This window comes from Gracilibacillus alcaliphilus, assembly GCF_016909015.1.
Lineage (GTDB): Bacteria > Bacillota > Bacilli > Bacillales > Amphibacillaceae > Gracilibacillus > Gracilibacillus alcaliphilus.
Genome location: NZ_JAFBFA010000009.1, coordinates 16,711 through 42,859, shown reverse-complemented (window position 1 = coordinate 42,859; position 26,149 = coordinate 16,711). Strand labels below are relative to the sequence as shown.

Sequence of the window (26,149 nt, the reverse complement as noted above, 5' to 3'; positions counted from 1 at the left end):
ATGTGCTAGTATCGTTGTTGCAACACGATGTTGCGAATTTAACCGATGATGGTCTTTTTTCTCGACCTTTTTGAACACATGTATAGGAGGAGTAGCCTAATGACAGATAATCGCAAACCAAATGTTATTGTTTTTTTCACAGATCAACAAAGGTGGGATACTACAGGGATACATGGTAATCCACTTGATTTAACACCAAATTTTGACCGGATGGCAAGAGAGGGGACACATATTTATCACTCGTTCACTTGTCAGCCTGTTTGTGCTCCGGCACGTGCTTGCTTACAAACAGGCCGATATGCCACAGAGAACGGTGTATTTCGTAATGGTATTTCACTTGATCGAGTGGAAACGACACTGGCGGCTTATTTTAAAGAGGCAGGTTATCAGACAGGTTATATTGGAAAATGGCATTTGGCCGATCAAGAGCCAGTACCGAAGGAACAGCGAGGCGGGTATGAAGAATGGCTTGGTTCCAATGCGTTGGAACTATGCTCGGATGCTTATGATACCGTATTATACAACGATGATAATGAAACAACGAAATTACCGGGTTATCGTGTGGATGCGATGACTGATGAGGTTATTCGCTTTATTGATCGTCATCAAGAAGATCCTTTTTTTCTATTTGTGTCCTATTTAGAACCACACCATCAGAATCATTTGGATAGTTACCCAGCCCCAGATGGCTATGAGGAACGCTATACAGGAAAATGGTCTCCAGCCGACTTGTCGGCACTAGGTGGTACCTCGGCTCAGCATTTGGGAGGATACTATGGTATGGTGAAAAAGCTTGATGAAGCACTTGGCAGGGTGCGGGATGGTTTGAAAAGCCTGCAGATGGATGAACATACAATTATATTATATACCTCTGACCATGGCTGCCATTTCAAAACAAGAAACAGTGAATATAAACGATCATGTCATGATAGTTCTTTACGTGTGCCTACAGCCTTAGTTGGACCGGGTTTTAATGGGGGAGGACAAGTAAAAGAACTGGTAAGTTTAATCGACCTGCCACCTACCTTGCTTGGAGCGGCTGGCATTAGTGTCCCGAATCATATGCAAGGAAGGTCTGTCTTATCACTATTAGCTCATACGGACACAGACTGGCCGCAGGAAATATTTTATCAAATCAGTGAATCACAAGTGGGCAGAGGGATCAGGACCAGTAGATGGAAATACAGTGTATCTGCACCAAAGAAAGACAGTTGGAATGATTCCTATTCTGATACGTATGAAGAAGAATTTTTATATGATCTGCATGCAGATCCACATGAATTAAATAATATTATTCAATTAGATGCTTTTCATCACGTAAAAAGTGAATTAAAACAAAAGCTGTTAGATCGAATAGCGGCAATAGAGGGAAAGAACCCGGAAATTATTAGTGCAGCGGAAGAACCTAGCGGTCAACGGGCAATGGAAATCCGAGCAGGCAGTGATCAGGGGTAAAGAATTTGTATTCCAATTTCCGGTTAACCAGGTGAAAAAGGAAACAGGAGAGCCCTACTTTCGGAATGGCTCTCCTGTTTTTATAAATTCCCCCGAATCATACCGATAATGCCAGCATTCTCTCTAATGCCTGCGTCGCAAAGCCAGTTGTCTGTTGATCCACTTGAATGATATTGCGTCTTTCTCCTTGTTTAATGGAGTCCAAGCACCAGGCAAGATGAGGCAAATCAATTCGATTCATTGTCAGGCAAGGACACATATGCGGATTTAAGGAAATGATTTGTTTATCTGGATGCTGTTGAATAATCCGGTTCACAAGATTCATTTCGGTTCCAATTGCCCATGAAGAGTCTGGCTCTGCTTGTTCAATGGCCTGGATAATATAATTCGTCGATCCGGCTAAATCGGCAAGTTCTACCACTTCCCGGCTGCATTCCGGATGCACGATAATCTTCATATTCGGATAATTTTTACGCACTTGTTGTACATTAGCCACAGTAAAATTCTCATGCACAGAGCAATGGCCTTTCCAAAGGATCACTTTCGCTGTTTCCAGTGGTCCGTCAAATACTAGCTTGTTCTCGATCGGATCCCAAATGGCCATTTCCTCTAAGCGCACACCCAAATTATAGGCAGTATTTCTGCCTAAATGCTGGTCAGGTAAGAAAAGAATGCGTTCTTTTTGCGAAAAAGCCCACTGTACCATTTGTTCTGCATTGGATGAAGTAACAGTAGCTCCGCCATGCTTACCAACAAAAGCTTTAATAGCTGCCGTTGAATTGACATATGTCAAAGGAAGCAGTGTATCACCAAATAATGATTGCAATTTGTCCCAAGCACGTTCGGTTTGATAAATATCAGCCATATCAGCCATAGAACAACCTGCCCGCATATCCGGCAGAAACACCTGCTGATTTTCTGCAGTTAAAATATCGGCCGTTTCTGCCATGAAATGTACGCCGCAAAATGCGATATATTCCGCTTTCCGGTTTGCCTGTGATAACTGTGCAAGTTTTAAGGAATCGCCTGTTACATCGGCAAATTGAAAAACCTCATCTTTCTGATAATGATGACATGGAATAAATAATCTTTCGCCCATTTCTTCCTTGATGCTGTGCACCTTTCGTTCTAATTCGGCTGTTGACATGTTGCGATACTTTTCTGGAAGTGTGTGTGCTTGTAAAGCTTGTAATAAACTCATTTGTTTCCCTCCATTTTGTTATATATATAAAAGCTGCTTATTCCAGTTCTTTCGATGCGAAATGTGATCTACACTACTCGATGGTGACCTTGGCGCTAATATCCAAAGACGAAATAGAATGTGTCAGAAAGCCTAAAGAAATATAATCGACACCTGCTTCCCTATAATCGGCTAAACGTTCCAGTGTGATTCCTCCAGAGGCTTCTGTCACAATAGTGTCCGGCACTTCTTGAATCCACATCTTGATTTCTTCCGGTTGGCGATTATCAAACATAATCACATCTGCCTGCGCTTCAATAGCTTCCAGCATCTGTGCTTTTGTTTCGATCTCCACTTCAATTTTGACCATATGTCCTACGCGTTGTCGGACTGCTTCCACTGCCTTTGTAATGGAACCAGCAAAGGCAATATGATTATCCTTGAGCATGACCGCATCATATAAGCCATAGCGGTGATTGACACCACCCCCGCAACGTACCGCATACTTTTCCAACATTCGTAACCCAGGTGTTGTCTTGCGAGTGTCACATATCTTGGTATGCTGACTATTTAAGATTGAAACAGCTGCTTGTGTCTGCGTTGCAATCCCGCTCATTCGCTGGATTAGATTTAAAATGACTCTCTCACTCTGTAAGAGCTGAGCCACATTTCCGCTAATCGTAGCAAGTATTTGCTGTTTTGTTACCGATTCTCCATCATGAACATGCATTTCTATCTCTACGTTATCAACAAGCATAGAAAAGCCAGTATGTATAATCTCTTCCCCGCAAAAAATACCATCAGCTTTTGCCACAAAATCGATTTGTCCTGCTTGTTTTTCATGGAATATGGTACTGGATACATCTCGGTCACCAATATCTTCTACAAAAAATTGCTCAAGTTGCTGTTTTAATTTTAGTTTGTTCATCCTGTTTCTCTAGTCTCCTTCCCAGCCTTTGAATAAGTTGGTGTTGTCTCCAATTGTTATTATCTTCACAAGGGAAATCTACCCGGTAATGGCCTCCACGGCTTTCCGTTCTTTGTAAAGCCCCATTCGTGATTAATGCAGCAGTTACCAGCATAAAAAAGCGAGTTATTGTTTCTGTGGTGGCAGCATCTAAATTTACATGCCTATATTCCTCTAGCTGAAATGAATTTAACCAGTTTTTTTGCGCCAATAAACCGTTATGGCTGCGAACAATTCCGACTCTTTCCATCATAGAATGCTTGATATCATGGAGATTAGGTAAGCATGCAAGCTCGCTTTTTTTCGATTTTCCTTCGATATCGTGGGGCAGATCCCATGTATAGTCTTGTTTATTTAACCACTCTGCTAATTTCTTTCCAGCGAACAAACCTTCCAATAACGAATTGCTGGCAAGGCGGTTAGCCCCGTGTACGCCGGTACATGCCGTTTCTCCTAACGCATACAAACCTGGCAGACTGCTTTGTCCGATCACATCTGTTTTAATTCCTCCCATTAAAAAGTGACTGCCGGGAACCACTGGAATCTGTTTGCTGGTCAAATCAATATGGTTTTTTCGGCATAGTTGTGCAATAGTTGGAAATCGCGCAGTAAAATTTTTTACATGTGTTATATCTAAATAAACCTGCTCTCCACGTGATAGAGATTGATAGATGGTTTGTGAAACAATATGCCGGGGGGCTAAATCACTTAAAGGATGGACATCCCTCATCAATTCATTACCATCAGCTGTGATTAAGCGACCGCCTTCCCCACGAACTGCTTCTGACACCAATCCGTGGGTTTTGCCGTTAGCGTAAAGTAGAGTAGGATGAAATTGAATAAATTCCATGTCTGTTATGTCTGCTCCTGCTAAATAGGCAAGTGCAATCCCATCTCCTGTGGCTGTTTCAGCATTGGAGCTGTAGCGATACAACTGACCACAGCCTCCTGTAGCTAAAATAATATGTCGAGCAGCAAAGATTTCTACTTGCTGGTCAGACCCTTTTGCTTTGACACCAACACAGCGATTGTTTTTAACTAACAATTCGTACACATAATAATTTTCTAAAATCTCTACATGACTGGAGGTATAGGCGATCAAGAAATCCATCAGAGTTTTTCCTGTTGCATCACCGCCGCCATGAACAATTCTTTTCTCACTGTGCGCGCCCTCTAAGCCCAGCAGTAATTGTCCCTGTTTATCTTTATCAAATAAACATCCCTGTTGCTGCAGTGCCTTGATCAGGGCAGGGGCTTCTGAAGTTAACGTTTTGACGGCCTCGGGATCATTGTGATAACGCCCGGCTTCAAGTGTATCCTTAAAATGTTTGGCAGAATTGTCTTGATCACTAAGAGCTGCAGCAATGCCGCCCTGTGCCAAATAAGAATTGGTTTCTGTAATCATTGATTTTGTGATAATTATCACATTTATATCGTGTCGCAGCTTATTAGCTAATTGAAAGGCAGCGACTCCGCTTCCGATAATTAATACGTCTGTTTGTCTCATAATCCTCTCCTCTGTTAAGCTTAGTCAAAGATTTTATGTATTTACATGTGTCTTGACATATATATTTACATAAGATTACACTTATGACAAGAGTTTTTTTGAAAAAAGGAGCGATTATCATACTATACTTTGATTATGCAGCGACATGTCCGCTTGATAAGGAAGCTGCGCAGCTTTATGTCCAAACCGCTGCTACCTGTTTTGGAAATACAAGCAGCCTCCATGATATTGGCAGTCAAGCGAAGCAGTTATTGGAAACTTGCCGTGAAGAATTCGCACTTATGTTGGGTGCTCATAAAGAAGGGGTATATTTTACAAGCGGCGGATCAGAAGGGAACTTTCTAGCGATTCAAGCCTTACTATCCTCTACATTAAAAGAAGGCAGACATATCATTACAAGTATCGCTGAACATGATTCCGTTCAGCATACATTAGAAAAACTAAAGCAAGAAGGGTATGAAGTGACAGCCTTGCCTTTTAACCAGAAGGGACATATTGATTTGAAGGAGTTAGAACATGCTATTCGGAAAGAGACCGTACTAGTCGCGATTCAGCATGGTAATTCAGAAATTGGCACCATTCAGCCAATTAAGGAAATTAGTAAACTTTGCCGAAAGAATGATCTTCTGCTGCACAGTGATTGTGTGCAAACTTTTGGCAAAGTAAATCTTCAAGAACTGACGCAGGCTGTGGATAGTTTGTCCATTTCTGGCCATAAATTTTATGGTCCTAAGGGAGTTGGTATGGTTTATATCGATCCACGCCTTCATTGGCAGCCTTTTTATCCAAATACAAGTCATGAAAGGGGATTTCGTCCGGGTACGGTCAATGTCCCAGCTATTGCGGCCATGACCTTATCTGCACAAAAAATTACCGCCAAATTAAAGGAACAACATCATCAATTGATGCAGCTGCGACAGCATTTTTTGGAGGCGATAGGGGAGATAGACGAACAGACAATTGTATATCCTGCCGACCTTCCCGCTATTATTGGCATGCGGCTTAAGGGACTGGAAGGACAGCTGGTTATGCTGGAATGCAACCGTTATGGTTATGCGATTTCAACTGGAAGTGCCTGTCACATAGGGCAGCAGACTCCTGCCAATGCAATGGCAGCTCTTGGGGTAACCGGAAAAGCAGCAAAAGAATTTATTCGTATCTCTTTGGGAATAGACTCGACAGAAGAAACCGTACGGCAGTTAGGAAAGGTATTGGTTAGCCTGGTTTCTTCCCAGCCAAATAAAGGAAGTTAGATAATCAACAGCGGTTTGCGACAAGGGAAATTAAAGACCGTTTGGAGTTAGATAATTTGTTTTAAGGGATAGCCTTAATTGTTTTTATCATGGCTTTGTGAGCCGCACTATGTCCCCAACCGCTGGCCTGATTAATCGTACCTGTAAAGTAGACATCTCGCTCAGGATTGTAAAAAGCAAAGGCACCTGACTGCCCCCAAAAGCCTAATATTTCATTGATTGGCTTGAACGGTGAAATGATTCGAGGCGTCCATAACTTCTCCAATCCAATGCCATAATAAAATTGTCCCGGAAAAAAGATCATCTTCCATTGTTTGAGTTCTTCTAGTTCTTCTTTTGGGAAAAAATGACCGTTGAAAAATGCTTTTAAAAAAGTCATCGTTTCTTTAGCAGTCGACACAATTCCCCCTTCTGGAGTAATGGAAGCCATATATCGGGGAAGGTGCAAAGTCTTAGCTTTATAGTATAAAGACACAGGTTCAGCCTCATTGGTATCTCCGTATACGTACGTTTTTGATAACCCCAACTCATCAAATATGAACGTTTTAAACACGTCTGACATATTCAGTCCAGTAATATTCTCAATGATCTTTCCTAAAAGTTGATAGTTTGTATCCGAATAATTGACTTTTCCTCTTTCTCCGGGTTTGAATTTTGGCTTTAATTCTTTTGCCAGATCCAACGTTTTTTCTAAAGGCCAATCCTCGTCTTGGCCATTGAAAAGCTGTGAAGCGGCTGTTTTCCCATTGGATTGCTTATAGGCGAAGTAATCCGGTATACCTGATGTATTGGAGATCAAATGTTTTATCGTAATGTCATTAGAATAATCAACTCCATCTAGAACATGAATGCCATGAATGATATCTTCAGACAAATAGTTTGTTATCGGGTCTTCCAATTGCAACTGATTTTTCGCTCTTAATTTCAAAACAACAGCTGTAACATATAATTTCGTAACACTGGCAATAAAATAACGGTCATCTGCTTCCATGTTTCCTGCTGATCCGACCCAGGAAAAAGCATTGTTCCCTTGTTCAACACACAAAACAGCTCCGAAATTGTTGCGTTTGTTAATCATTTGCTTGACAGTATGATGGAGAAAAGATTCATCTAATTTTTTTGCCATTATAAAGCCTCCTAATTTGCTATTCTTTCTTTTCTTTTTGCATACGTAAACGAGTGGAGGTTACCACATCTTCAGCAACACTATTTAACATCTCTAACATTTTTTCTGTATCCCATTTTTCAGGGAGCAATTCATTGGCAACCGTGATTGACAATCCCAATTGGAACGTCCTCATTTTAAATAAAATCATCTGAAGTTCCTCATCTGTGAAACCTTCAAGCTCTGGATCTTTTTTCATTTGTGCTAAAAGGATATCAGCCATTTCTAGATCATATTCTGGCAAATAATCGTTTTGTTTCATTACAAAATCCCTGAACAAAATCGGGTACTCCTTGGCAAACAGAAGACTTGCAACTCCTATGTCAGCAAATGGGTTTCCGGTATTATGCTCGTTTAACAGGTGCTTGCTTATCTCAACGACTCTTTTAATTATTGCCTGTTTCAGTTCTTCCACATCATTAAAGTTAACGTAAATAGGGGCAATCGAACTTCCCAGCTGATCAGCGACTTTTCTTACCGTCATACTGTCTATTCCTTCTGTTTTAGCAATATGAAAGGCAGCATCAACGATTTGCTCTTTCGAAAACCTATTTTTTGGCGGCATGACAGTCTCTCCTTCAGAAAGTATAATAATTGATATATAACATTTGTTATATATCAATTATTATACATCATGGTTTGGATTTGTAAAGGCTTGTTTTTACTTTGTTGCGCATTTTTCATACATATATTATATTCTCCTGCACAAACTATACCAGTATTGAATTTACAGGAGGTTATGAAATTGCAAAATCAAATGCCAGAAGGTATGCAAAACCAACAGATGAACATGAATCCGTCAACATCTCAAAATCATAGTGCCCATGAGATGATGGACACACATGAGGTGATTGGCAGCCTAATCGGGATGTTAGAGCAGTACAAGTTATATGAGCAGCATATTCAGGATCCGGAATTGAAAGACATTCTTCAGCGACAAGCAACATTTACAACACAGCTGTATAACACGGTTATTAGTGTTTTCCGGACAGGTCAAGATCCAAAGGTACCGACTCAGGAATATCAGATGAAAGAAAGCAATGAAGTGACCTATGGTATGAAACCAGGTCAGCCGAAGCAGCCAAAGCAATCAGTTAACGAATTGACAGATGAGTGTTATGCGTCATTTATGCTAGGGCAGACAAAAGCAATAGCAGGTGGCATGACTACAGCTGCAGCAGAAATGAATCAGCCAGTTCTGCGTCGTGTTATTGCTGACAGCATTCCGAATATGATCGAAATGAGTTACGAAATATTCTTATATCAAAACAAGCATGGCTATTATCAACTGCCGCAATTATCCACACAAGACATGGCAATTATGGCACAAGGTTATGCGCCAGTTGGTCAGCAAGGAATGCAGCATTAATAAGCAAAACAAAACAGAAGTTCCTTTATTTGGAACTTCTTTTGACTTTCTACCACAAATGTCCATTCTATAAGGCATAATGGGTGTTAAATTAAATAGAGGGAAAGAGCTTGATCGTTTGAGCAATATGATCTTGTTCCAATATAGTGTCACCTCATCTCAGAAAGGATAATTCTAAGACGTATGATCATAACCTGTTTGAGAGCGTTGATATACGTTTCTAGTGGCAGACTTTCTATAGCTGTTAATGGAAAATGAGTCGTGACGTCTTCAATTGTTTGTTCGCCTAATGCAGCTTGGGTGCTGCTATTTACATCGCTATAATAGGCATGAATCGGCATTACAAGTTTATCTTGGTATTTATCAAAATGTTGGATAATACTGCATAGATGGATATAGTTGGAGGAAATGATCATACGGGAGTTGGCCGGAAATATCTCCATGCATAGTGATTTCCAGCCCCAAATCCCATATAACTGGATAGCCTGCTGATAAACTGCCTCATCACATCTCTTCAATACGCGGATCTCGATAGATTGAATGCCATCTTCCTTTAAGTTGCTTAAAAAACTGTTCTAATAATAGATTTTGTTGATTCGAGTGCCTCTTTGCAAGAAGAGCTGGATTTTCAATAGAAAAACCTAATTTCATGTTATTTCCTCCATTTTCCATTTCTATTGAAGTAGCTTGATTGTGAATACTGATGCTTGTATGTGCGTCATGATGTGCAGCAAAAAAATCATATTAGATATGACCAATCTGGCTGTCTTCATATATTATCAACATACGCATTACATAAAAAAATAAGGATAAGGTACCTCTTGAAGTTAAATATTAATGAGGTACCTTATTCCTGTTTTATCTTTTCAAAATCAGCTCAATAAAGTTATTCAATTGCTGCTGTTCTTCATCTGTTAATTGCTGGATTGTTTTTAGCAGCTGCTGGGTATTGGGCGGCAGTTCCATTGTTTCTCCAAAGAACTCACTTAATGATATGCCCAAAACATCACAAATAGCTTGTAATTTATCTATAGAAGGTGTGGTGCGTCCTCTCTCGATATCACTTAAATATGGTTGTGAGATAAATGCTTTTCGAGCAACTTCAGTTGTTTTCATTTGTTTTGCTAATCGTAGATTTCTAATTCTGTTCCCAATATTCATATTTATCACCTAGTACCATTATAGGTTCTTATATATTGTAAAGGTAAAAAATAAACAAAAAAATATCGTAAATATCTATAAAAAGGTTGAAATAATCGTTTGTGATGATATAATTAATTTTACTTATAGCTATAAGCAATATTTAAAACTTTTACCAATAATAGTAAAGGAGGTAATTTATGCAGAATTTTATTGAAAACGCTAACAAAAAATAGCCGTGATTTAATGTCTAAGATTAAATGTTTCACTTCAAAACAAATAAAAAGCGAGGTGTTTAAAATGAAGTTAAGAGTCGGGTTAGTGATAATTGCTGTCTTATTAGTCCTTGTTGGTTGTGGAAATAACGGACAAACAAACGGCAAAAATGATAGCGGTACCAAAAATGATGTAGTGACACTCGAATGGATGATGTGGTCTGATAATGAAAGTGAAGCCAAAGTGTGGCAGGAAATGGCTGATGAAGTGAATGAAATATATCCTCATATTGAAATCGAATTAACAACACTTGCTTTTAGTGATTATTGGACAAGGTTACAAACCAGAGTGGCAGGAGGTACAGCGCCTGATATTATCTCGATGCAGAGTTTGCGAATGCCTGGTTTTGGTTCCGTATTGTACCCATTAGATGAGTTTATCGAGAATGATGATAAGATAGATATCGAAGATTTTGATGAGAATATTCTTGAGAATATGCGCTATGATGAGCAAGTAGCGGCTTTACCATACGATGTAGGGCCATATGTCATGTATTACAATAAAGACTTGTTTGATGCACATGGTGTCGATTATCCAGAAGCAGGCTGGACCATGGAAGAATTCAACGAAACGATTGAAGCTTTATCTCAGGGAGAGGACTATGGGATTATCTTAAAAAATAATAGTTTAGAAAACTATATTCCATTTATTTATTCTAACGGGGGTGAATACTTAAATGAAGATGGTCAATATCAACTAAATAGTGAAGCAACAATTAAAACGATGGATCAATTATCACAATTTGTTGCAAATGGGCAGGCTCCGGAGTTAGTATCTCAATCAGCAGGGAATTGGCAAGCAGAGCAATGGCTGAATGGTAATATAGGTCTTTTGTTAGACGGCCCGTGGAACATTCTTTGGTTCTTAGGCGAAACTACTTTTGATTTTGGTTTGATACCGGTACCAGAATCAAGTGAAGGATCTGTGACAGTATCTGCGGGATCTGGATTCGGTGTATCAGCCGATACGGATTATCCAGAGGAAGCTTATCAAGCGGTTAAGCTGTTTACTAATAAGGCTAACTTAAATCATTTGGCCGAAATAGGAAGAGCATTTCCAGCTAGATTATCAGCAGTTGAGGCATTCTATGGTAATGTACCAGATGAATTTCAAACAACATTGGATTATGCATTAGATAATACGGTGCCATTTGAAGTTACTAATACATGGAATCGAGCACAGGATATTTTTACTGCAAATCTGGTGCCGATCATGAATGGCATGATGTCTGCTGAGGATGGTATGAACAAATTACAGCAAGAATTAGAGAATATTGAAGAATAATGATGTCTTTCGTTCTAAATCAATAAGATTGCAGTGGGTTGTTAACGATTGCTTTTTTAGCTGACCTAATTTAGATAGACTTGGAAGGGAATGAAATTAGTGAATGTGTCGATGATTAAGGAAGGGGAAAAAGAACAGCCAGCAAAACAGAATAAAATAAAAGGCCAGCGACATGGCAGGACAGCTTTTTGGTTCTTGTTGCCTAATCTATCAGGTTTCTTAGTATTTACTTTGACGCCAATTCTAGCTGTATTTGTTTTAAGTTTATTCGAATGGTCTTTAATAGCAGAACCTAAATTTGTAGGATTACGCAACTATATTTACCTATTTACTTCTGACAGCAATTTTATTCGAGTATTGCTCAATACTATATTTTTTACAATAGTGTATTTAACATTAAACCTATTGGTATCGCTAACATTTGCAGCGTGGTTAAATCAGAAGATAAAAGGTATCGCTGTTTACCGTGCCATACTCTTCTTACCTGTCTTAGTGCCGCCTGTTGCCATTGCTTTGATTTGGCAGTTTATGTATGAACCAAGCGTAGGATTAATCAATCATTTAATGGAGGCGATAGGATTAAGTGCAGTTAATTGGCTTGGTAATGAAGACTATGCCATGTTTGCTTTAATTATTATGTGTGTATGGCAGCAGTTTGGCTACAATATGTTAATTTTTCTGGCGGCATTAAAGGGGATTCCACAGACTATTCTGGAAGCAGCTTCCATTGATGGCGCGAAGCCATTAACGAAATTCTTTAAAATTTCGATTCCTAGTATCAGTCCCGCCATTTTATTTGCGATGGTGATGACATTAATTACATCCTTTCAAATATTTGATCAAGTCTTTATTCTAACAAATGGCGGCCCTGGATATGCAACTGAGGTGCTGGGGTTGTATATTTATAAGAATGCATTTGAATGGTTCCAAATGGGCTATGGGGCAGCATTGGCAGTAGTGTTGTTTGTCATTATCCTCATTGTCACATTAATACAATTAATTCTCCAAAAAAAGTGGGTGCATTATGAGACAAAATAAAAGAAAGTTTTTAGCTTTCCTGAATAGATTTGGTTTAGCGGTAGCTTGTATCATTGTTTTTACCCCTTTTCTGTGGATGGTGGCAACATCTCTCAAGCCAGATAATGAAGTTGCAGATGGAAAGTGGCTCGGCTCTTCCCTGCGTTTTGAGAACTACTCACGGGCGATAGAATATTTTCCATTTGGACAATACTTATTTAATAGTTTATTCGTTACTTTGATAGGGACCGTGGGTGTACTACTGACATCCAGTTTGTCTGCTTACGCCTTTTCCAGGCTGCGGTTTAGAGGAAGGGATAAGTTGTTCGGAGCATATTTAGCAACCTTAATGGTGCCCCAGCAAGTAGTTGTAGTTCCTATGTTTCTTTTTATGCGTGAACTTGGCTGGGTAGATAGTTATATGGCGTTAATTATTCCTTTTGTTTTTACCGCTTTTGGAACATTTTTGTTACGTCAAAATTATTTAACTATACCATATGAAGTAGACGAGGCAGCTATTATTGATGGATGCAACCACTTTCAAGTGTACTGGAGAATCTTGCTGCCAATGATAAGACCTGGTTTAGCCACATTAGCCGTATTTACCTTTATTACGTATTGGAACAATTTTTTATGGCCATTGATTATTTTGAATGATCAAAATTTGTATACTCTCCCGATTGGATTACAAGCCTTTCATGGGCAATATTCTACTGCTTGGAACTTATTAATGGCAGGAGCTACGATGACAACCATTCCATCCTTGATTTTTTATTTGTTTGCACAACGATATATTTCGGATGGTATAGCAACAAGTGGTTTAGGCGGCAGATAAGCTGCTGTAATAATAAATGAAAAGAGGTAATGAAAATGGAGAAACAATTACGATATCGTCAAGTTCATATGGATTTTCATACAAGTCCGAGTATTCCAGATGTAGGAGCAGCATTTGATGCAGATCAATTTGCAGAGACATTAGTGAAAGGGCATGTAGATTCTGTCACACTATTTGCACGTTGTCACCATGGAATGATCTATTATGATTCGAAGAAAAATCCTGAGTTGGTTCATCCGAATTTGGTTAATAAATCATTATTAAAGGATCAAATACAAGCCTGTCGGGAGAGGAATATTCGCACACCAATTTATACGACTGTACAATGGGATCATCATTTAGCAAGAAAACGACCGGAATGGTTAACGCGTGACCCAGAAGGTGCCCCCGTTTATGGACACATTGAAGGTAAAGATAAATTATATCAGCCTGGATTTTACCGTTTTTTATGTGTAAATACGGCCTATCGTGACTTTTTAAAAGAGCATACATTAGAACTTTTAGAGGAATTTTCTGTCGATGGGCTATTCTTTGATATTGTAAAACCGATAGATTGCTCTTGCGAAACATGCCAGAAAAAGATGAAGTCAAAAGGCTTGAATCCAGCGAATCAAGAAGATAGACTAGTTTTCGCAAAAGATACTGTTGTAGAATTCAAAAGGGATATGAGTAACTTTGTTCGGCAATACAATCAAAATTGTACCATATTTTATAACCGTGGACATGTAGGGCCGGCTCATCGAGAAGTGGCTGAGGCGTATTCTCACTTTGAGCTAGAATCACTGCCAGGTATAGAATGGAGCTATTTGCATTTTCCAATATCGGTGAGATATGCTAGACAATTAGGGAAAGAAACATTAGGGATGACAGGTAAATTTCATACATCATGGGGAGATTTCCATTCTTTTAGAAATCAAGCTGCTTTAGAGTATGAATGTTTTCGAATGCTGGCACTAAATTCCAAGGCCTCTATTGGGGATCAATTAGAGCCATCAGGTAGGATTTCTGAGCATTCATATGAATTGATTGGCAGTGTATATAAGGAAATTGAAAAGAAGGAACCTTGGTGTGACTATGCCGTTGCTATAACAGAGATAGGGGTGTTAACGACAGAGGAGTTTGCTGCAACAGCTTCTCAAGATTTAGCGATAGAAATGCTAGGTGTAACTTCTATGTTACAGGAAGCGGGTTTCCAATTTGATATCATTGATTCTAAATGTGATTTTGAAGCATTTCAGTTATTGATTTTACCAGATAATATTATCGTTGGTGAGGGATTAGCGAGAAAAATAGATGATTTCGTAAAAAAAGGCGGTGCTTTAATTGCTTCCTATCACTCTGGGCTAAATCCAGAAACAACAGCATTTGCGATTCAGTCGCTTGGAATAGATTATTTGGATGAAGCTACTTATAGTCCGGATTTTCTGAATCCACAAGGAGAGATGGGAAAAGGATTAGCTACAACTGAATATGTCATGTATACACGAGGGACAGAGGTGAAGCCTCGTGAAGCAAAGACATTAGTAGAGGTGACAGTACCATATTTTAATCGTACTTGGGAACATTTTATCTCACACAGACATACACCATCCAGTGGTAAAACAGGCTATCCTGGTATTCTGCAGCATGGCAAAACTATTTACTTTGCACATCCTATTTTCAAACAATATGGACTTAATGCACCTTTGTGGTGTAAACAGTTGCTAGAAAATGCAATTAATTTATTATTACCAGATCGAATTATTCAGCATAATGGTCCCTCTACAGTAGAAATAACTATTAATGAGCAGAAGCAGGAAAATCGTTGGGTGGTGCATGCTTTACATTATATTCCACAACGGAAGTCAGTAAATATGGATACCATTGAAGCTGTTATTCCTTTATATGATACAGAAATGGTATTACGTATTGATAATCGAACAGTGAAGGAGATCTCTCTTGTACCAGAAGAAAAGCCGGTACCGTTTGAGATAGATAACGGATACGTTACTTTTAATGTCCCCATGATAAAAGGACACCAAATGATTAGTGTCACCTTTGAATAATTGATGAAAAGCCCTGTCTATTACTAATTTTCACTCAATCCAGACAGGGCTGTTTATCGGATCAATGCTTCAAGTAAGCTGATATCAGGGAAAAGAAGGGAGAGTAACGTGTCAGAAGGGGCTTCTTTACAAAGAAACTGATAGGAACAAAAATCAATTAGTTGTTGACGAAAAGATTAGGATATGTTAGATTTTATTTTGAAAGCGCTTAATAAAATCGATTTAATGATTTCTGATGGACAGAAGAAATAGAAATGCGTTATCTCAGTCCATCACTGTTTGTTTTTTAAGCAAAAGGTAAAGGCATTTTATTGAAGGCTGATAATTTTATTTTCCATAAGCAATTGTAAATTTATAAAAAGAGTGTAAAACAACAGTTAAGTGTATGTGAAAATTTTTAATTCATATAGCAGCAGCACTATCTATTTGTTACACTAAACGCACATCAAGTGATTCCTTACATATTTTAATCAGTATCATGAATAAAACCGGTTTAATGATTGTGGTAGTAAAATTAGGAGGGGGATTACATGACTTAACAGGTAGGTACGTTGCATAAGTTCAAAAAAATAAACCTTTGTAAGGTGGAATTTATCGAACTAAAGAAGCTAGGTCACAATCTTATTGTATATTTGATTTTTAAGTTATAACATCAAGAACAGCTATGATAAAAGGAAGGGATAGCATTATTGCAATCATACTTCCATTTTATTTTTGTTAAATCGTTAAACCGGTTTAATGATTCAAATTTCCATTTAAGGGAGGAGAAAATTGTGAAGAAGTATTATTATTTAGTTTTTATGTTACTAACAGCACTGTGTCTTTTAGCAGCATGTTCTGGTAATGACGAAACATCGGGGGGAGTGGATGAAGGAGCCAGCCAAGAACATTTGGATGAGATGGCAGCTCGCAATTTTGAAGAGGAAGGATTACCTGAATTTAATGAAGCCATTGCCAATTTACCTGACACTTCACTTGAAGTTTGGTTAGCGGCAGATTATGTAGATGAAGCGCCAGTAGTGGAGGCTATCGAGGAATTTATGGAGATATATCCTAATATCAAAGTGGAAACAGCTGGTCATGAGTGGGGAGATATGCAAGATCAAGTACGATTAGCTGTCAATGGAGGAGCACCACCTGATTTAGCCCATCAACATGCATTTGCAATGGGGAGCCAAGGATTAGCTGAACCTGTCAGTGATTTATGGGAAGAATGGGGTGCAGAAGATCAATTTTTGCCGGGAGCGATTGATAATGTAACTTGGGAAGGTGAAATGTTCGGTGTACCTATCGATATCAATACCACCTTCTATCTTTATAATACAGAAATGTTTGAAGAAAAAGGGTTAGAGCCGCCAGCTACACTAGAGGAATTCACAGAAGTTTCTCAAGAGGTAGCAGAGATCGATGAGGGACGTTATGGATTTGTGCCTGCTGCAAGTACGTGGGGATTACAGGGATGGTTAATTGCAGAAGGTACGGATGTATTGGAAGAAGTAGACGGCAAATTTGTACCTAAACTAAACAATCCAGAGGCATTAGAGGTAATCAAAACGTACACAGATATTGCAACCGAATATGAAGTTGGGCCAATTCCACCTGCTCAATCAAGACAGTCGGATCATCCGGTAGCTATGTTTGGAAATGAGCGGACGGCAGCGATCGTTTCCGGTCCATTTGATATTGCCCGCATAAAAAATGAATTTCCTGATATGTACGATAAAGTGGGCACCGCTCCTATACCAGGTTCAGGCGAGGGCTCAGTAGCAGGAGGCGGCAGTATGTTTGTGCCGCGCGGGTCAGAAAACAGGGAAGCAGCTTTTGAATTAATGAAGTGGATTATTTCTGATAAATATGCACTGCGTATGGCAGAAGAAATGGGTAGACACCCTGTTAAAGAGCATCTATATGAAGATGAATTATATGATGACCCGCTGCTGGAGCCGTTTGTGGAGACGTTAAAACATGCAGAACAATATTATTTAGAGGCATTTCCAGAAGTGAATAATGCCTATACACAAGCATTTAGAAATGTCTTTGATGGAGAAGATGTGCAATCAGCATTTGATGCAGCACAAGCAGAAGCAGAGGCTGCAATCGAAAGGGAGCAATAAAAGAAATGAGATTTAGTAAGGTATATCGTTTAAGATATGCCTTACTAAATCACTAGGAGTGAATAGAATGTCAAAGTCTACCAGTACAATGGGGCATCAGACTGCCTCACACAGCGGTAAATGGAAGAAACATTTAGGGGCGTATATGTTCTTAGCCCCAGCCTTAACATTATTATTTACATTTTCATTTGTTCCTATATTGTATGTTATTTATTTAAGTTTTCATCGGTTTCGATTGCCGGAAGACCCCGTTTTTATCGGATTTGAAAACTATATTCGTTTATTTTCAGATTCTGTGTTTTGGACGAGTATATGGAATACCCTGGTTTATACCATTGGTTCTATGTTTATCGGGCTTTTTGCAGCATTATGTATAGCAGTATTGCTAAATAGAAGTTTTAGAGGAAAAAGATTTTTCAAAGTTTTTTATTTCCTGCCGACAGTGACTTCAGATGTTATTTCAGCAATGATTTTTTTTTGGATTTTCGATCACAATTTAGGAATTCTTAATTATTTGCTGACTAAGGCAGGTTTTAGCGCAGCTCCTAATTGGTTATTAGATCCTTTCTGGGCGATGATGATTCTTATTGTAGTAGGTGCATGGCGTGGAGCTTCCTATAATATTCCCATCTTCTTAGCTGGTCTGGGGAGTGTGTCAAAATCTTATTATGAAGCAGCAGAAATAGATGGGGCAAATGGCTGGCAGAAATTTTGGAAAATTACGATTCCATCAATTATGCCGATTTCGGTATATTGTATGGTTATGTCTATTATTGGCTCATTTCAAGTGGTAGCTATCGTAGATGTTCTAACCGATGGCGGACCGAGAAACAGTACACTCGTCGCACTAAAATATTTGTGGCAGCAATCGTTTGAATTTAACTATGTAGGTTACGGTGCAACCATTTCATTATTTATTTTTCCATTTTTACTTCTTTTGACTTGGTTAAATCTGAAGCTGTCTAATCGAGGTGGGTAATAATGAAGACGAAACAGAAAATGAATAAAATGATAATATATGTGCTGGCTAGCATCGTGCTAATTGTTTTTGTGGGGCCGTATTTATGGATGCTGGCAACTGCATTAAAAACGCCAGGAGAGGTAATGGCATGGCCGCCTACCATCCTGCCGGAGAAGTTGTATTTTGAGAATTTTGTAACGATATGGCAGAACTCTGTCCTACCGAGAGCTTTTCTAAATAGTGTCATTGTTGCACTTACTGCTACGGTTATTAACGTATTCTTTGCCTCTTTAGCAGCCTTTGCGTTTGCAAGGCTAGACTTTCCTGGTAAGAATGGGCTGTTTTTAACCGTATTAGCGACGATGATGATCCCTTCAGGCTTAATGGTGGTGCCGTTATTTTCCATGATAAGGCATATGCCTTTTGCAGGTGCGAATGGCTGGCTGGACAGTTATGCAGGGTTAATTATTCCAACTGCTGTTACAGGGTTTGCTATTTTCCTATTGAGACAATATTTTATGTCTATACCGAAAGACTTGGATGATCAGGCGACGATTGATGGCTGCTCCAGACTAAAAGTGTATTGGAAAATAATTATGCCATTAAGCCGTCCGGCATTAGGTTTGGTTGCTATCTTTTCCTTTCTGGGGAATTGGAATGAATATTTGTGGCATTTGACTGTGGCACGCTCAGAGGAAATGTATACACTGCAGATTGCCCTTGCTAGATTTCAGACAGAGCATAATATTGAATGGACACTTATCATGGCGGGCGCTACGACAGCTGCCATACCTATGTTAATCATTTACTTCTTACTACAGCCACTATTTGAGCGAGGATTAAGTGGTATCGGAACGGGGATGAAAGACTAATGAAACAAGAAAATATGCTTTATCAAAAGATAGTCAGAGACATAACCAAAGATTTAGAGGGAACTTATTTAACACTTCCTTTTGAAGTCCCTAAAGGAATCCAAGAAGTTAAAGTACATCTGCAAGTTCTTGGGAATGATGAAAATGTCATTGACTTAGGCTTAGAAGATACAAAGCAGGTAAGAGGCTGGAGTGGGGGAGCACGCCGCACTATTTTTGTCAGAGAAGATCGGGCAACACCTGGGTATATAATTGACTCGATCAAAGCGGGAACATGGGGTGTCATATTAAATGCCTATCGAATATCAACTGACTGTACCATACAGGTGGAAATCATGCTGGAAAAAGAAACTCCGGAATGGATAAAAGGAGATACCCATATGCATTCCAATCATAGTGATTCGCCGTATTCACTCTCAGAGATGATCACGAATGCAAAGGAAGCAGGGTTAAGTTATATAGCGCTGACAGATCATAATACATTTAGTCAAAATGAAGCCTTCGAGCCTCGAGAAGATTTGATTATTATTCCGGCGGTAGAGTTGACAACTAACCGAGGACATTGCAATTTCTACGGTGTCCTTAGACCTTTTACTGATTTTAGATGTGAAACCATTGCCGATGTACAACAAGCGATCACGGAAGGATTAGAAAACAATGCCTTAGTATCAGTCAATCACCCGCATTGTGATTATTGCTGGTGGGATTGGGGGTTGGAGAACTTCACATTTGAATTTGCAGAAATATGGAATGGGCCGTGGAAGCAAAGTAACCAAAAAACATTAGACTGGTGGCAAAGTCAACTAGCAGCAGGTCAGCGGATTATTGCAATTGGCGGCAGTGATAAACATGGACCGGATCCGTATATTCAATATGGACAGCCAACCACTGCTGTAGAAGCCAGTGTAAAAAGTCCACAAGGTATCTTGGAAGGAATAAGCAAAGGTCGAGCTGCTATTTTAGCGAATCCTCATGAAACAATAATAGATCTGGCCATTGCAGAGAAAAACATGGGAGAAACGATTCGTTTGACAGATGACACAGAATGGGTGGATCTTCGAATAAGCAGTCAACAGCCGATAACTGGTTATCTGAAAATATATACTTCTGATGGATTAATTCATGATAAAATAGTGAAGCAGCAAAAGCAGCAATTGGTTGTTTCGGTAAAAGCAAATACATTGTTTTATCGTGCAGAACTTTGGGAAGAGGATCAATCTCAACCAAAAGTCATTACTAATCCAATTTTTGTTGAATATTCAAAGTAAGGATGGATCAAGTTGTCAAAAATAGATGATGTAGCTAAATTGGCTGGTGTTTCTAAAGGGACTGTATCCAATGTATTTAGCAGAAAAAGGCCTATAAGCGAAAAGGTTCAAAAAAGGGTGCTAGAGGCAGCTAAAGAACTAAATTATACACCCAATCATATAGCAAGAAGCCTGGTGACAAAGAAAACGATGACAATCTCATTAAGTATGCCTTCTGCTAAACGGATATCATTAACCACCTTTCATACGAATCTGATTAATGGCGTGATTACAGAGGCTTCCTTACACAACTATCGGATTTTAATTGATACACTGGCTCAAGAAGAATTAGAGCTTCCGTTTTTATCAGGAAATGTAGTAGATGGTGTGATTGTGCTGAATCCGAAAGTGGATGATACAAGACTGGATTATTTGACTAAATATAATATTCCAGCAGTGGTCATTGGTGAACCCTCTGCTAAATATAAGAATTTAGTGAGTTATGTAGATAACAATAATCAAGAAATAGTGGAAGAAGTGACTACTTATTTATTGAAAAAAGGCCATCGGCGTATTTTATATTTAAATGCTCCAACGAAAATGACTGTATCAAAAGTTAGAGAAGCAGGTTTTCTGCAGGCATTCGCTGACTTGGGCATTTCGAATAACGAGTCACTAATCCATTTTAAGGAAAGTTTATATGAGGATCCCAGTCAATATGGATATGATACAGTTATGAAATATTTCGCAGCGGATAAAGATCGTTATACGGCTATTATCGCAGATACGGACAAAGAAGCGATTGGAATTTGTCGGGCATTTAGAAAGTTAAATATTAAATTTCCTGATGACGTGGCGATTGTTGCCTTAAGTGATGATTTAGTATTATCACATGAATTGGAGCCGCCTATCCCTACTGTGGATATGCAGGCAGAAGCATTGGGCAAAACATCGGTACAAATGCTGTTTCATCAAATCAAAGTAGGAGATTATCCTGAGATATCACGTGCCGTTGTCAAAGCGAAGTTTCATTCAAGAGAGCAGTAAATGTGAGGAATGAAAACGAAACGCTTCAATATACAGGACGGCAATCATATCATAGAAGGGGAATGATCATGGTGAAGAAAGTCCATGTGATATTTAAAACACATTTAGATATTGAATTCTCAGACTTTGCAGAGAATGTCGTACAGCAATATACACATCAGTATATTCCGAAAGCTCTTTAATTAGCCAATGAATTAGAGAATTATGGCTATCAGGATATGTTTTTATGGACGACAGGTTCATGGTTATTTGATTACTATCTAAATCATGTCAGTGAACCAAGACAGCAGGAAATGATGGGGCGCCTGAACAAATTCTATCGAATACGGCTTTTATATAAATAATTAAATCGAAATAACTTTTTATTGGAGAAACAAAGAGGCTAATAGAATACCTGAAACAATTTGGTTTTCTTTTATACCAAAGTTGGATAATTCAAATCAGTAGAAAGTGTATAAGGTGGATCGCTATGTATTACCGTTAACAGTTGTGAAACACGAAAATGGGCAATTACATACTGTATATCATGGAATTCGTTATCAGGCGAGTGATGGATGGATATCCCATTACTAGATGCTGCTCTTGTAAGTCCTGGGGCAAAACGGATTTTGCAGTTTGATGATTAAGCAGCTGCATTAAATGGCGGTGTGCATTTTAATTTATATAACAATGTATGGGGAACTAATTTCCCGATGTGGTATGAGGAAACACAAAGTTTCGTTTTAAAGTAGACTTTACTTCGTATATCACCTGAGGTTCAACTGGTCTCGCATAAAAAAGGAGTATTCTTATTAAATGAGAACACTCCTTTTTATTATGACAGCCGTTTGCTTGCATATTAAGATAGCTTAATAAAAAATTGTGCTATATAATGAAATAGTAATAGTAATGACATACTATATAGAAGGAAGGCGCAGTGTACATGGACCTATACGAGCAGATTATTCATCAAGAAGCGAAGGTTGCTGTGATCGGATTAGGATATGTAGGGATGCCATTAGCGATTGCTTTTGCTAAGAAGCAAGTAAAGGTAATTGGTTATGATGTAGATCAAGAGAAAATTGCCCTGTATCAAGCAGGAGTGGATCCTACTGATGAGGTAGGAAATGAAGAAATCAGCCAGACAACGGTCGATTTCACGTCCGACATTTCTAAGTTGGAGCAAGCCTCGTTTTATATTGTAACAGTGCCTACCCCTGTCAATATGGATAAGAAACCAAATTTAACACCTGTGAAAAAAGCGAGCCAAATGATAGGGTCTTATTTGAAAAAGGGCGCTGTTGTTGTCTATGAATCAACGGTTTATCCTGGTGTAACAGAGGATATATGTATTCCTATTTTGGAAGCAGAATCTGGCTTAAGCTGCGGCCGAGACTTCAAGGTGGGCTACTCACCGGAACGAATTAATCCTGGCGATAAAGTCCACCGGTTAGAAAACATTATCAAGATTGTCTCCGGAGTGGATCAAGCGAGCCTCGAAGAAATTGCCAAGGTATATGAATTGATTATTGAAGTTGGTGTCCACCGGGCTGAGTCAATCAAGGTAGCAGAAGCTGCTAAAGTAGTAGAAAATAGTCAGCGTGATATTAATATCGCTTTTATGAACGAATTAGCAATGGTATTTGAAAAAATGAATATTAATACAAAAGAAGTCATCACTGCCATGAATACGAAATGGAATGCCCTGAAATTCTATCCTGGTTTGGTGGGAGGACATTGTATAGGGGTAGATCCTTATTATTTTGTCTATGAAGCCGAGCGCTTAGGTTACCATAGTCAGATTATTACGGCTGGCCGCAAAATTAATGACGGCATGGGAGCATTTATCGCCGATGCCCTAATAAAAGAACTTGTATTAACGAACAAGGTAGTCAAGCAAGCGAAGGTAGTTATTATGGGAGTTACGTTTAAAGAAAATTGTGCAGATATTCGTAACTCTAAAGTGGAAGATATTATCGCTCGTCTAAGAGAATACGGCATCGAACCTATTATCGTTGATCCATGGGCTGACCCCATGGAGGTAAAAGAGATGTACCAGTTAGATTTGCCTCATATGAATGAAGTAACCGATGCAGATTGTCTTGCTTTTGCTGTTGCCCATGACGAGTTTTGTGACTTAGACTGGGGCGCTCTGGATCGATTATTTGGCCAAGTGCCGTTAGAAGAGCGGATTATAATTGATGTAAAGAGTATCTATCAGCAGCAGGAAATGGAGCGTATGGGGTATCGTTACTGGAATTTATAAGAATACCAGTTTCTTGAAGGAGCTTCCAAAGTATATTTGCAAAAATGATCAAACTATATATACTACTGATAGAGGCTGTATCAGGAGGAGGTAACTCAATGGAAAGAAGAAGAAATATACTGCTTGCTTATATACTATGGCTTTTCCTAGGGCAATTAGGTGTCCATCGTTTTTATACTGGATATTCAGGCAGTGCGATAGCACAAGCATTACTAGGTATTATTGGCTGGGCAACGACATGGCTGCTGGTAGGATGGCTTTTCTTGGCGATTCTTGGTTTCTGGCTAATTATTGATATTTTACTTATTCCAGGACTGTGCCGTAATCCTAGGTAAAAGTAATATTTATCAAAAAATGATACAAATCTTATAAGGTTTGTATCATTTTTTATTCTAGCGTAATTATCCATAAGTCATTTTCTTCCTGATTTAAGTTTTTATAATGGTGCTAACCATCACTTTATACACGGTTATTAAACTCTTCTTTCATTCGCTGATAGGCATTAGCCACCATTTTATTCTTCTCAATGTAGGTAAAGGTGCGAATGGTAATAATCAAAGCCAACAAACTTAAGCAATTAAAGAAAATAAACCAATTATTGTTGCTGTCCACCCAGTTTAGGAGTGCTGGATGAAGATCCATACGGAAGATATCGGTACTGTTTTGGATACAAAAAGCAAAGAAAATAAAGAAAATATAGCTCAAAGCAGTATTACCCAAGCGCATAGCATGATATGTTTTCTGTGTCGTTATATCTATATAAGGTGACAGTTTGGCCAATGATGGAATCTGGACTTCTTTAGGAGCAGCCAACTGATCCGGGAACACTTGCTTTAGTGTCCAGACAAAAAATACCTGGATAACCTGTAAGATGACATGACTACAGGCAAACAGCCATAAAAAAATAGCTAGCGAACGCAAGGTAGTTACCACAAGCGCAGCGTGAAATGCAAGAGATAGTAAAACAGCCATGTAATGAATCAGCAGAAAACTGAGAAAGGATATATATAATTCAGGGTTGTCTCTCTTGGTGAAAGCTGCCTGTACCAGTAAATAAATTGTTACCAGTAAGGCAAGCGCCAGAACGGCTATGATGAAATAGGCAGTCAGCAGTGATCGGCTAACAAATAACACGAGCGGAAGCAGCAAGATAAGTGCAGCTAGAAATAAGCTGGTGTCTGCCAGTTTGCGGATATCTATTAACTGAAAAGTCTGAGTCTTCTTCTTTGTCTTCATGGCGCCCCCTCCTCACAACCTGCTTTTCTATGTCTATTATAGCATTGTTTCCTTATGACCCAAGGTTTTTCTTTTCTTTGTTTATATTATTGTATGCCAGCAAGGAGGCTGCGAGGCATATGATGAAGAGCGGAACTGGTATTGCCCTTAACAAGACGAATGGTAATTCAAACAAGAAGCCACGCCAAAATTCCAGACCTTCCATCTCCCACAATCCAGGTGTGTAGAAGCTGAAATTGATATCAAAACCAAAGAATATCAGATACGAAAAAATAAGATGGCAAACGACGAGGTCATATGTAAAGTACGTTTATAATAATCAATTTTTGATTCTACATCAGAGAATAGTTCATCATTACCATTTTTCTCTTTCGTCCAGTACTGATTACCGACGCCAAACTTCAAACCACTAGTATGGGTCCAGCCAAGGCGTGAATAGCAATATACTCTTGAAATTTTTCATCATGGAAAAACTCCTGATAATCTACCCGTGTTACATAGTCTTTATCAGTTGATTCAAAGGTAAAGGCACAGCCCAGAGTAACCTTGGTTAAGTGATAACCTTGCTATTGCTGTTCGTTAATCCACTTTTCTTCCTTTATCGGATTGAAAAAGGTTTTATACTTTTTCACCTCTATCGCTTCCTTTCTCAAATAATTGGACTAAATGTTTTAACCTTTCGTTTTCAATAGCTAAGATCTCGCGGCCTGACGCTGTAATTTGATAGACTTTCTTGCGGCTGTCTCCATCAGAAACTAACTGGATATATCCATGCTTTTTTAAATTTTCAATTGCCCCATATAAAGTGCCTGCTGCAATATTAACCTCTTTATTGCTCATTTCGGTTACTAATTGCATAATACCATATCCATGTAATGGTTTTTGTAGAGCAAGCAAGATATAATGCATTGTTTCAGATAATGGCAGTAGTTTT

Annotated in this window: 24 protein-coding genes and 1 pseudogene; 14 read left to right on the top strand and 11 right to left on the bottom strand. The window is 38.9% G+C overall.

Features of this window, described 5'->3' with window-relative positions:
* Positions 1 to 99 precede the first annotated feature (99 nt).
* Complete coding sequence (locus JOD18_RS08890; RefSeq protein ID WP_204668601.1) at positions 100 to 1,455, top strand: sulfatase family protein; 1,356 nt, start codon at positions 100 to 102, stop codon at positions 1,453 to 1,455.
* Between the two features lie 97 nt (positions 1,456 to 1,552).
* On the opposite strand, the gene nadA is transcribed toward JOD18_RS08890, so the two are convergent.
* The 3 genes from nadA to nadB form a co-directional block, all read right to left on the bottom strand.
* A complete protein-coding gene (gene nadA, locus JOD18_RS08885) occupies positions 1,553 to 2,656 on the bottom strand; it encodes a quinolinate synthase NadA (protein WP_204668600.1) in 1,104 nt (367 codons plus the stop codon).
* A 73-nt stretch (positions 2,657 to 2,729) separates the two neighbouring features.
* Entirely contained in the window at positions 2,730 to 3,563 is an 834-nt protein-coding gene (nadC, locus tag JOD18_RS08880) for a carboxylating nicotinate-nucleotide diphosphorylase (RefSeq protein WP_204668599.1), read from the bottom strand.
* Positions 3,532 to 5,109, bottom strand: a complete 1,578-nt coding sequence (gene nadB / locus JOD18_RS08875) for an L-aspartate oxidase (protein WP_204668598.1) — start codon at positions 5,107 to 5,109, stop codon at positions 3,532 to 3,534. The genes nadC and nadB overlap by 32 nt, the downstream gene beginning before the upstream one ends.
* A 119-nt stretch (positions 5,110 to 5,228) precedes the next feature.
* On the opposite strand from nadB, the gene JOD18_RS08870 reads away from it, so the two are divergent.
* Entirely contained in the window at positions 5,229 to 6,362 is a 1,134-nt protein-coding gene (locus JOD18_RS08870; RefSeq protein ID WP_204668678.1) for an IscS subfamily cysteine desulfurase, read from the top strand.
* A 61-nt stretch (positions 6,363 to 6,423) separates the two neighbouring features.
* Here the strand turns inward: JOD18_RS08870 and JOD18_RS08865 are convergent, their stop codons facing one another.
* Both JOD18_RS08865 and JOD18_RS08860 read right to left on the bottom strand, forming a co-directional pair.
* Complete coding sequence (locus tag JOD18_RS08865; RefSeq protein WP_204668597.1) at positions 6,424 to 7,488, bottom strand: serine hydrolase domain-containing protein; 1,065 nt, start codon at positions 7,486 to 7,488, stop codon at positions 6,424 to 6,426.
* 19 nt (positions 7,489 to 7,507) lie between these two features.
* A complete protein-coding gene (locus JOD18_RS08860; RefSeq protein ID WP_204668596.1) occupies positions 7,508 to 8,092 on the bottom strand; it encodes a TetR/AcrR family transcriptional regulator in 585 nt (194 codons plus the stop codon).
* Positions 8,093 to 8,266: 174 nt separating this feature from the next.
* Here JOD18_RS08860 and JOD18_RS08855 point away from each other — a divergent pair, with 174 nt between their 5' ends.
* Positions 8,267 to 8,896, top strand: coding sequence for a spore coat protein (locus JOD18_RS08855; RefSeq protein WP_204668595.1), 630 nt, complete (start codon positions 8,267 to 8,269; stop codon positions 8,894 to 8,896).
* A 149-nt stretch (positions 8,897 to 9,045) separates the two neighbouring features.
* Here the strand turns inward: JOD18_RS08855 and JOD18_RS08850 are convergent, their stop codons facing one another.
* The 3 genes from JOD18_RS08850 to JOD18_RS08840 all read right to left on the bottom strand — a co-directional run bounded on the left by JOD18_RS08850 (position 9,046) and on the right by JOD18_RS08840 (position 10,057).
* The gene (locus JOD18_RS08850; RefSeq protein WP_204668594.1) at positions 9,046 to 9,414 is read right to left on the bottom strand and encodes a hypothetical protein; all 369 of its coding nucleotides are present in this window, start codon (positions 9,412 to 9,414) and stop codon (positions 9,046 to 9,048) included.
* Complete coding sequence (locus tag JOD18_RS08845; protein ID WP_204668593.1) at positions 9,401 to 9,547, bottom strand: hypothetical protein; 147 nt, start codon at positions 9,545 to 9,547, stop codon at positions 9,401 to 9,403. Before JOD18_RS08845 ends, JOD18_RS08850 begins: the two co-directional genes overlap by 14 nt.
* A gap of 207 nt (positions 9,548 to 9,754) precedes the next feature.
* Positions 9,755 to 10,057 (bottom strand): helix-turn-helix domain-containing protein, encoded by a 303-nt coding sequence (locus JOD18_RS08840; RefSeq protein ID WP_204668592.1) that lies wholly within the window; start codon positions 10,055 to 10,057, stop codon positions 9,755 to 9,757.
* A gap of 279 nt (positions 10,058 to 10,336) precedes the next feature.
* Between JOD18_RS08840 and JOD18_RS08835 the strand changes: the two genes are divergently transcribed.
* From JOD18_RS08835 to JOD18_RS08785, 11 genes are all read left to right on the top strand, one after another.
* On the top strand, positions 10,337 to 11,596 hold the full coding sequence (locus JOD18_RS08835) for an ABC transporter substrate-binding protein (RefSeq protein WP_204668591.1): 1,260 nt from the start codon (positions 10,337 to 10,339) through the stop codon (positions 11,594 to 11,596).
* Between the two features lie 90 nt (positions 11,597 to 11,686).
* Positions 11,687 to 12,634 (top strand): carbohydrate ABC transporter permease, encoded by a 948-nt coding sequence (locus tag JOD18_RS08830; protein WP_204668590.1) that lies wholly within the window; start codon positions 11,687 to 11,689, stop codon positions 12,632 to 12,634.
* Positions 12,621 to 13,448: a carbohydrate ABC transporter permease gene (locus JOD18_RS08825; RefSeq protein ID WP_204668589.1), complete on the top strand. Its 828-nt coding sequence runs from the start codon at positions 12,621 to 12,623 to the stop codon at positions 13,446 to 13,448. Before JOD18_RS08830 ends, JOD18_RS08825 begins: the two co-directional genes overlap by 14 nt.
* 35 nt (positions 13,449 to 13,483) lie before the next feature.
* The gene (locus JOD18_RS08820; RefSeq protein WP_204668588.1) at positions 13,484 to 15,493 is read left to right on the top strand and encodes an alpha-amylase family protein; all 2,010 of its coding nucleotides are present in this window, start codon (positions 13,484 to 13,486) and stop codon (positions 15,491 to 15,493) included.
* A gap of 773 nt (positions 15,494 to 16,266) precedes the next feature.
* Positions 16,267 to 17,607: an extracellular solute-binding protein gene (locus JOD18_RS08815; protein ID WP_204668587.1), complete on the top strand. Its 1,341-nt coding sequence runs from the start codon at positions 16,267 to 16,269 to the stop codon at positions 17,605 to 17,607.
* Between the two features lie 67 nt (positions 17,608 to 17,674).
* Entirely contained in the window at positions 17,675 to 18,586 is a 912-nt protein-coding gene (locus JOD18_RS08810; protein ID WP_204668586.1) for a carbohydrate ABC transporter permease, read from the top strand.
* Between the two features lie 2 nt (positions 18,587 to 18,588).
* Positions 18,589 to 19,440, top strand: a complete 852-nt coding sequence (locus JOD18_RS08805; protein ID WP_204668585.1) for a carbohydrate ABC transporter permease — start codon at positions 18,589 to 18,591, stop codon at positions 19,438 to 19,440.
* Entirely contained in the window at positions 19,440 to 20,708 is a 1,269-nt protein-coding gene (locus JOD18_RS08800) for a CehA/McbA family metallohydrolase (RefSeq protein ID WP_204668584.1), read from the top strand. The genes JOD18_RS08805 and JOD18_RS08800 overlap by 1 nt, the downstream gene beginning before the upstream one ends.
* A 12-nt stretch (positions 20,709 to 20,720) precedes the next feature.
* Positions 20,721 to 21,734 (top strand): LacI family DNA-binding transcriptional regulator, encoded by a 1,014-nt coding sequence (locus JOD18_RS08795; RefSeq protein WP_204668583.1) that lies wholly within the window; start codon positions 20,721 to 20,723, stop codon positions 21,732 to 21,734.
* A 922-nt stretch (positions 21,735 to 22,656) separates the two neighbouring features.
* Complete coding sequence (locus tag JOD18_RS08790) at positions 22,657 to 23,979, top strand: nucleotide sugar dehydrogenase (RefSeq protein WP_204668677.1); 1,323 nt, start codon at positions 22,657 to 22,659, stop codon at positions 23,977 to 23,979.
* A gap of 98 nt (positions 23,980 to 24,077) precedes the next feature.
* On the top strand, positions 24,078 to 24,314 hold the full coding sequence (locus JOD18_RS08785; protein ID WP_204668582.1) for a TM2 domain-containing protein: 237 nt from the start codon (positions 24,078 to 24,080) through the stop codon (positions 24,312 to 24,314).
* 124 nt (positions 24,315 to 24,438) lie between these two features.
* Here JOD18_RS08785 and JOD18_RS08780 read toward each other — a convergent pair whose 3' ends face one another.
* The 3 genes and pseudogenes from JOD18_RS08780 to JOD18_RS08765 all read right to left on the bottom strand — a co-directional run bounded on the left by JOD18_RS08780 (position 24,439) and on the right by JOD18_RS08765 (position 26,124).
* Positions 24,439 to 25,215, bottom strand: coding sequence for a hypothetical protein (locus tag JOD18_RS08780; protein WP_204668581.1), 777 nt, complete (start codon positions 25,213 to 25,215; stop codon positions 24,439 to 24,441).
* A 258-nt stretch (positions 25,216 to 25,473) separates the two neighbouring features.
* Positions 25,474 to 25,769, bottom strand: a pseudogene (locus JOD18_RS24995) (DUF2812 domain-containing protein); the annotation flags it as partial.
* A 64-nt stretch (positions 25,770 to 25,833) separates the two neighbouring features.
* A complete protein-coding gene (locus JOD18_RS08765) occupies positions 25,834 to 26,124 on the bottom strand; it encodes a PadR family transcriptional regulator (protein ID WP_204668675.1) in 291 nt (96 codons plus the stop codon).
* Positions 26,125 to 26,149 lie beyond the last annotated feature (25 nt).

Bases quoted from the DNA above. Each gene is read 5' to 3' on its own strand.
- nadB (WP_204668598.1), bottom strand. From the start codon at position 5,109: ATGAGACAAACAGACGTATTAATTATCGGAAGCGGAGTCGCTGCCTTT.
- JOD18_RS08805 (WP_204668585.1), top strand. From the start codon at position 18,589: ATGAAGACGAAACAGAAAATGAATAAAATGATAATATATGTGCTGGCT.
- JOD18_RS08800 (WP_204668584.1), top strand. From the start codon at position 19,440: ATGAAACAAGAAAATATGCTTTATCAAAAGATAGTCAGAGACATAACC.
- nadC (WP_204668599.1), bottom strand. From the start codon at position 3,563: ATGAACAAACTAAAATTAAAACAGCAACTTGAGCAATTTTTTGTAGAA.
- JOD18_RS08830 (WP_204668590.1), top strand. From the start codon at position 11,687: ATGAAATTAGTGAATGTGTCGATGATTAAGGAAGGGGAAAAAGAACAG.
- JOD18_RS08780 (WP_204668581.1), bottom strand. From the start codon at position 25,215: ATGAAGACAAAGAAGAAGACTCAGACTTTTCAGTTAATAGATATCCGC.
- JOD18_RS08860 (WP_204668596.1), bottom strand. From the start codon at position 8,092: ATGCCGCCAAAAAATAGGTTTTCGAAAGAGCAAATCGTTGATGCTGCC.
- JOD18_RS08785 (WP_204668582.1), top strand. From the start codon at position 24,078: ATGGAAAGAAGAAGAAATATACTGCTTGCTTATATACTATGGCTTTTC.
- JOD18_RS08855 (WP_204668595.1), top strand. From the start codon at position 8,267: ATGAAATTGCAAAATCAAATGCCAGAAGGTATGCAAAACCAACAGATG.
- JOD18_RS08810 (WP_204668586.1), top strand. From the start codon at position 17,675: ATGTCAAAGTCTACCAGTACAATGGGGCATCAGACTGCCTCACACAGC.
- JOD18_RS08865 (WP_204668597.1), bottom strand. From the start codon at position 7,488: ATGGCAAAAAAATTAGATGAATCTTTTCTCCATCATACTGTCAAGCAA.
- JOD18_RS08825 (WP_204668589.1), top strand. From the start codon at position 12,621: ATGAGACAAAATAAAAGAAAGTTTTTAGCTTTCCTGAATAGATTTGGT.
- JOD18_RS08840 (WP_204668592.1), bottom strand. From the start codon at position 10,057: ATGAATATTGGGAACAGAATTAGAAATCTACGATTAGCAAAACAAATG.
- JOD18_RS08820 (WP_204668588.1), top strand. From the start codon at position 13,484: ATGGAGAAACAATTACGATATCGTCAAGTTCATATGGATTTTCATACA.
- JOD18_RS08790 (WP_204668677.1), top strand. From the start codon at position 22,657: ATGGACCTATACGAGCAGATTATTCATCAAGAAGCGAAGGTTGCTGTG.
- JOD18_RS08835 (WP_204668591.1), top strand. From the start codon at position 10,337: ATGAAGTTAAGAGTCGGGTTAGTGATAATTGCTGTCTTATTAGTCCTT.
- JOD18_RS08845 (WP_204668593.1), bottom strand. From the start codon at position 9,547: ATGAAATTAGGTTTTTCTATTGAAAATCCAGCTCTTCTTGCAAAGAGG.
- JOD18_RS08890 (WP_204668601.1), top strand. From the start codon at position 100: ATGACAGATAATCGCAAACCAAATGTTATTGTTTTTTTCACAGATCAA.
- nadA (WP_204668600.1), bottom strand. From the start codon at position 2,656: ATGAGTTTATTACAAGCTTTACAAGCACACACACTTCCAGAAAAGTAT.
- JOD18_RS08765 (WP_204668675.1), bottom strand. From the start codon at position 26,124: ATGCATTATATCTTGCTTGCTCTACAAAAACCATTACATGGATATGGT.